Raw genomic sequence first — 4147 nt, forward strand, 5'->3', positions numbered from 1 at the left:
CTGGAGTGACCGGGCCTGGGCCGGCCGGCTCCGGAGCCGGCGGTTCGCTGGTGCTGGCCGGTACGGCCGGGATACCGGCTGGGATCGCGGGCGCGCAGGTCGTGGTGGCCGCCCCCGAGACGGACGCGGTGATCCGTCTGGAGCTGCTCACCGCGTCCGCACGCTTCACCCCGCCGGGCCTGGCGGCGGTACGGGTGCCCGGCGGCGGTGTCCTGCGGTTACCGGCGCTCACGCCCGGCGCCGTGGCGTCACCGGAGCGGGTCGGCACGGCGGCGGTGCGGGTGGCCGTGCTCTCGGGCGGGCCGGTGGTCGCCGGTCTCGGGCTGCCCGCGGTGGGAGCCGCGCCAGCCCTGGCAGGGGCGCGGCCGGCCGGGAGGCCACCGGCCGTGACAGCCGTGCCGCTGGCGCGGGAGTACCGCTGGGTCGGCGCGGCAGACATGATCGAACCTGACGCTACAGCCGCCATACGGCTGCCTGTCGCGCCTGATCGGACACTTTCCGCGCTGGTGCTCACCGCACCGGAAAGCATGGTGACAGTATGGATTGATGGGAGCCCGTTGCGCATCCCGGCCGGTCGGACGGTGTCCGTCGGGTCGGCCGGTGCCGTGCGGATGGTCACCCGCGGCGGGCCGCTGGTCGCGGCGCAGACGATCGGTACGACCGACTGGGTCGCCCCGCTGACCCTGTCGGCGGCGCCGCGGACGGTGTTCGTCCCCACCCTGTTCCAGGACCCCCGGGCTGCCTTCCGCCGACAGCCCGGCCCCACCTCCGGCCCCTGACGCCCAGGCCGGCCGGCCTCCAGGGGGCGGGCAGCCAGCCGGCCGGTCAGGGCGGTGGTGGCGGGTGCGAGCCGGGTGAGGCGATGAACACCCTGCCTCGCCCCCACAGGCTCAGGGTCAGCGTCCCGTCCGCTGCCGGTGCCCTGGTCGGGGCCGGGGGCACCAGGGCCGCCTGCCCCCGGCGAAGCCCCACCGGGCGGATACCCACGCCTTCCACCGTGACGGCGCCCTCGGTCACCAGCAGGATGGCCGGACACCGGATGGTGACCGCACCGCCGAGGGCGTTCCCGTCACGGGCGTTCCCACCGTGGGCGTTCCGTCCACCGTGGGCGTTCCGGCCAGCGGCACTGCCACCGGAGACGTTTCCACGGGAGACGTTTCCGGCAGCGGCGCTTCCTCGGAAGGCGCTCGCGTCGAGGGCGCCCGCGCGGGAGGCGTTTCCGGCGGGGATGTCGTCGTGGCCGACACGCCCGCCGGAAGCTGTCCAGGCGGGCGCGGCCCAGCCGGGCACCTTCCAATCGGAGGCCGTCCGGTCGGAGGCCGTCCAGCCTGGCGCCGTCCAGTCCGGCGTTGCCCGGTCGGGAGCCGTCCAGCCACAGATCGCTTCGGTCAGCGCGAAATCGTCGACCGGCACATCCCAGGTGCGCACGATGATCCCGGCCGTCCCGCCCACCGTCCGAGGGGTGAGCACGGGTGCCCCGGTCGGCGTCGGATCCAGGACGCGCAGCAGTTCGTCCACGTCGACGTGTTTCGACGTCAGCCCGCCGCGCAGCACGTTGTCGGACGTGGCCATGATCTCGACGCCGATGCCGTGGACGTAGGCGTGCAGCAGGCGGGCCGGCTGGAAGAGCGCTTCCCCCGGCTGGAGCAGCACGTCGTTGAGCAGGAGCGCGGCGGCGACACCGACGTCGCCGGGGTGCGCCGCGGCGAGCCGGATGACAAGGTCGGCGGCCGTGGCCACGTCGGTCGTTATGTCGGCCGTCATGGCTGTCGTCGCGCTGGCCGCCGCTCTGGGCGTTGTCGCCCCGCTGGCTACCGTTCTGCCGGCCGCCGCTCTGCCGGCCGCTGTCCTGCCGGCCGCGGCTCTGCCCGCCATCGTCCTGCCGGTCGCCGTCCTGCCGGTCGCCGCCGCGTCGGCCGCCGCCCGTGCGGCGATCATGGTGGCGGCCTCGACGGTCCCGGCGACAAGGCCGCGCGCCTGGTGGGCGGGCATCGTCAGCAGTGTGCGCAGGACGGCCGCGGCCCCGGCCGCGGGGTCCGCGCGCAGCGGCTCGAACGCGGCGGTCAGCGGGGGATGGCCAAGGGCCCGCACCAGGCGCAGGGTGTGCCGCGGGTCACGGATACCGGCCAGGGCACGGAAGGGGGTGAGCGCGACGATCAGCTCTGGTTTGTGGTTGCGGTCCTGGTAGCGGCGCCAGGGGGCCTGCGGTGGCACGCCGGCCCGTTCCTCGCCGTCGAAACCGGCCCGCGCCTGCGCCCGGTCCGGATGTACCTGCAGGGACAGCGCCCGTTCGGCGGCGAGCACCTTCAGCAGGAACGGCAGCCGGCCCACGGCGTCCTCGGCCGGCTGCCGCCGGCCACCGGCGCTGGTCTCGGTCTCGGACGGCGCGCTCGGATGGGTGCCCAGCCACAGCTCCGCGGCCGGCCGGCCGGCGGGGGCCTCGCCGAGCAGGCCGTAGATGGCGGTGGGTGAGCCCCAGTCGTAGTCGCGCACCCGCCCGAACAAACGCAGAATCCCGGCGGGCCGATCAGCCGTCACTATTGCTCACCGCCTCGTCACCATTATTCGACCTCCGTCGGGCGGAAGGGGCCGCCGGCCGGAGCCGTCGTTGTCGCCGCCGCTCGGCAGCCGGCCGGCTGAAAGCCTTTCCGCGCTCCTCTCCCGCAGGATGTCCCCAGCCGGGCCGGAAAAGATACCGGCGACCGGCCCCGTATCGCGTGACCATCGGCACGGTTGGCGGAAAAAGATCCCCTACAGCGCCGCGGCCGGTTCTGACATGGCCTGACAGCGACGCGGCCCGGCGCCGGAGGCCGTGGCTGGCGGCATGATGCACCCGCCGGTCACATTCTCGCGGTGCGTATTCCTTCGCTGTGCGCCCCGTGTTCCAGGCCGCCTGGATTTGTGCCGCCCGCGGCGCTGCCCATGTTGTTACCCACGTTATTGCCGATGTTATCGCCCACGTCACTGCTGGCCTGGCCGCCGGCGTCGCCGCCGGTATTCACGCGGTCGATCCGGCTGATTGTCAGGCTACCCGACGCGGCACCGCCGCGGACATCCAGGGGTGGTCGCAAAGCCGGCATGTCGCGTCTGTCGCAGCACGGGTGGCGCACCTGGCTATTCGTCCTCGTGCCAGCCGTGGCCCTCGGGATCGATGATCTCGGGCTCCATGCCGAGCATGTCCGCGATCTTGTGGATGAGGACGTCCAGGATGAGCTCGGCAAGGTCGTCGGTGTCCATCGCGCGGGCTTCCAGTGGCCGGCGGTAGATGATGATCCGGTCCGGCGTCGCGGACCGCCCCCGGCCGGCCGGGGGCTGGTGGTGGGCCAGCGGCACCGGGTCGTCCGGGCCGAACACGGCCGGTACGGGCGGGACGTCCTCGACCGCGAACTCGACCCCGGCGAGCTCGGCCGACCAGCGGTGCTCAAGGTGCTCGACAGCGTCCAGGACGAGGTCGTCGAACCGCTCGCCGCGGCTGCGGTAGGCGGGCACCTCCGGCGGGATGAGCAGCCCGCGCAGGCCGCGCCCACGCCGGTCACGCCGACGTGCCGCGGGTATCGGCGGCTGGGTGGACGGGAAGGCCGGTGCGGGAGTTCCCCAGGAGGTGCCGGTGGAGGCGTTGTCCGCCATGTCGTGAGCGTACGGCTCTCCGGGCGGAGTGTGCAGATCCCCCCGGGGATCCCCGGGGGGATCTGCTGTACCGTCCGCCACAGCCCGCCGGTATCCGCGTTCCGGTGTCCCGTTGGGACGACCGTGCGAATGCGAAGTGTCGTAGATCTGTTACGTTTTCTCTGTGGATGGATGCGACACGGCGGGCGGTTGTGGCCGTCGCCCGTTCCGGGGGCTACCGTCCGGAACGTGAAGCCTCGGCGCTGCTCCCGCTCGGCATGTTCAGCGGCTGCGGTCGCCACACTCACGTACGCCTACGCCGAGTCGACAGCCGTCCTCGGGCCGCTCTCCCCCTACGTCGAGCCGCACTCCTACGACCTGTGCGGGACGCACGCCGACCGTCTCACCGTGCCACTGGGCTGGGCGGTCGTGCGTATCGAGGGCGAGTCCAGACACAGCCCGGCCTCCGACGATCTTGAGGCGCTCGCGGACGCGGTTCGTGAGGTGGCCCGACCCACGGGTCGTGACGACCCGCCCGGCC

4 protein-coding genes and 1 pseudogene are annotated in these 4147 nt (G+C 73.6%); 2 read left to right on the top strand and 3 right to left on the bottom strand.

The features are described 5' to 3' along the window. Window positions 1-779: pseudogene (locus tag AC5LUJ_RS15630) on the top strand (hypothetical protein); the annotation flags it as partial. A 46-nt stretch (window positions 780-825) separates the two neighbouring features. On the opposite strand, the gene AC5LUJ_RS15635 reads toward AC5LUJ_RS15630, so the two are convergent. From AC5LUJ_RS15635 to AC5LUJ_RS15645, 3 genes are all read right to left on the bottom strand, one after another. Next, window positions 826-2538, bottom strand: a complete 1713-nt coding sequence (locus AC5LUJ_RS15635; protein WP_445548274.1) for a type I phosphomannose isomerase catalytic subunit — start codon at window positions 2536-2538, stop codon at window positions 826-828. A gap of 302 nt (window positions 2539-2840) precedes the next feature. Further along, the gene (locus tag AC5LUJ_RS15640) at window positions 2841-3080 is read right to left on the bottom strand and encodes a hypothetical protein (protein WP_250290236.1); all 240 of its coding nucleotides are present in this window, start codon (window positions 3078-3080) and stop codon (window positions 2841-2843) included. Between the two features lie 34 nt (window positions 3081-3114). Beyond that, a complete protein-coding gene (locus AC5LUJ_RS15645) occupies window positions 3115-3627 on the bottom strand; it encodes a metallopeptidase family protein (RefSeq protein WP_250284959.1) in 513 nt (170 codons plus the stop codon). Window positions 3628-3855: 228 nt separating this feature from the next. On the opposite strand from AC5LUJ_RS15645, the gene AC5LUJ_RS15650 reads away from it, so the two are divergent. Next, on the top strand, window positions 3856-4147 hold a 292-nt coding region (locus AC5LUJ_RS15650; RefSeq protein ID WP_493465172.1), incomplete at its 3' end, for a DUF3499 domain-containing protein.

Source organism: Protofrankia sp. CiP1_Cm_nod3 (genome assembly GCF_982290655.1).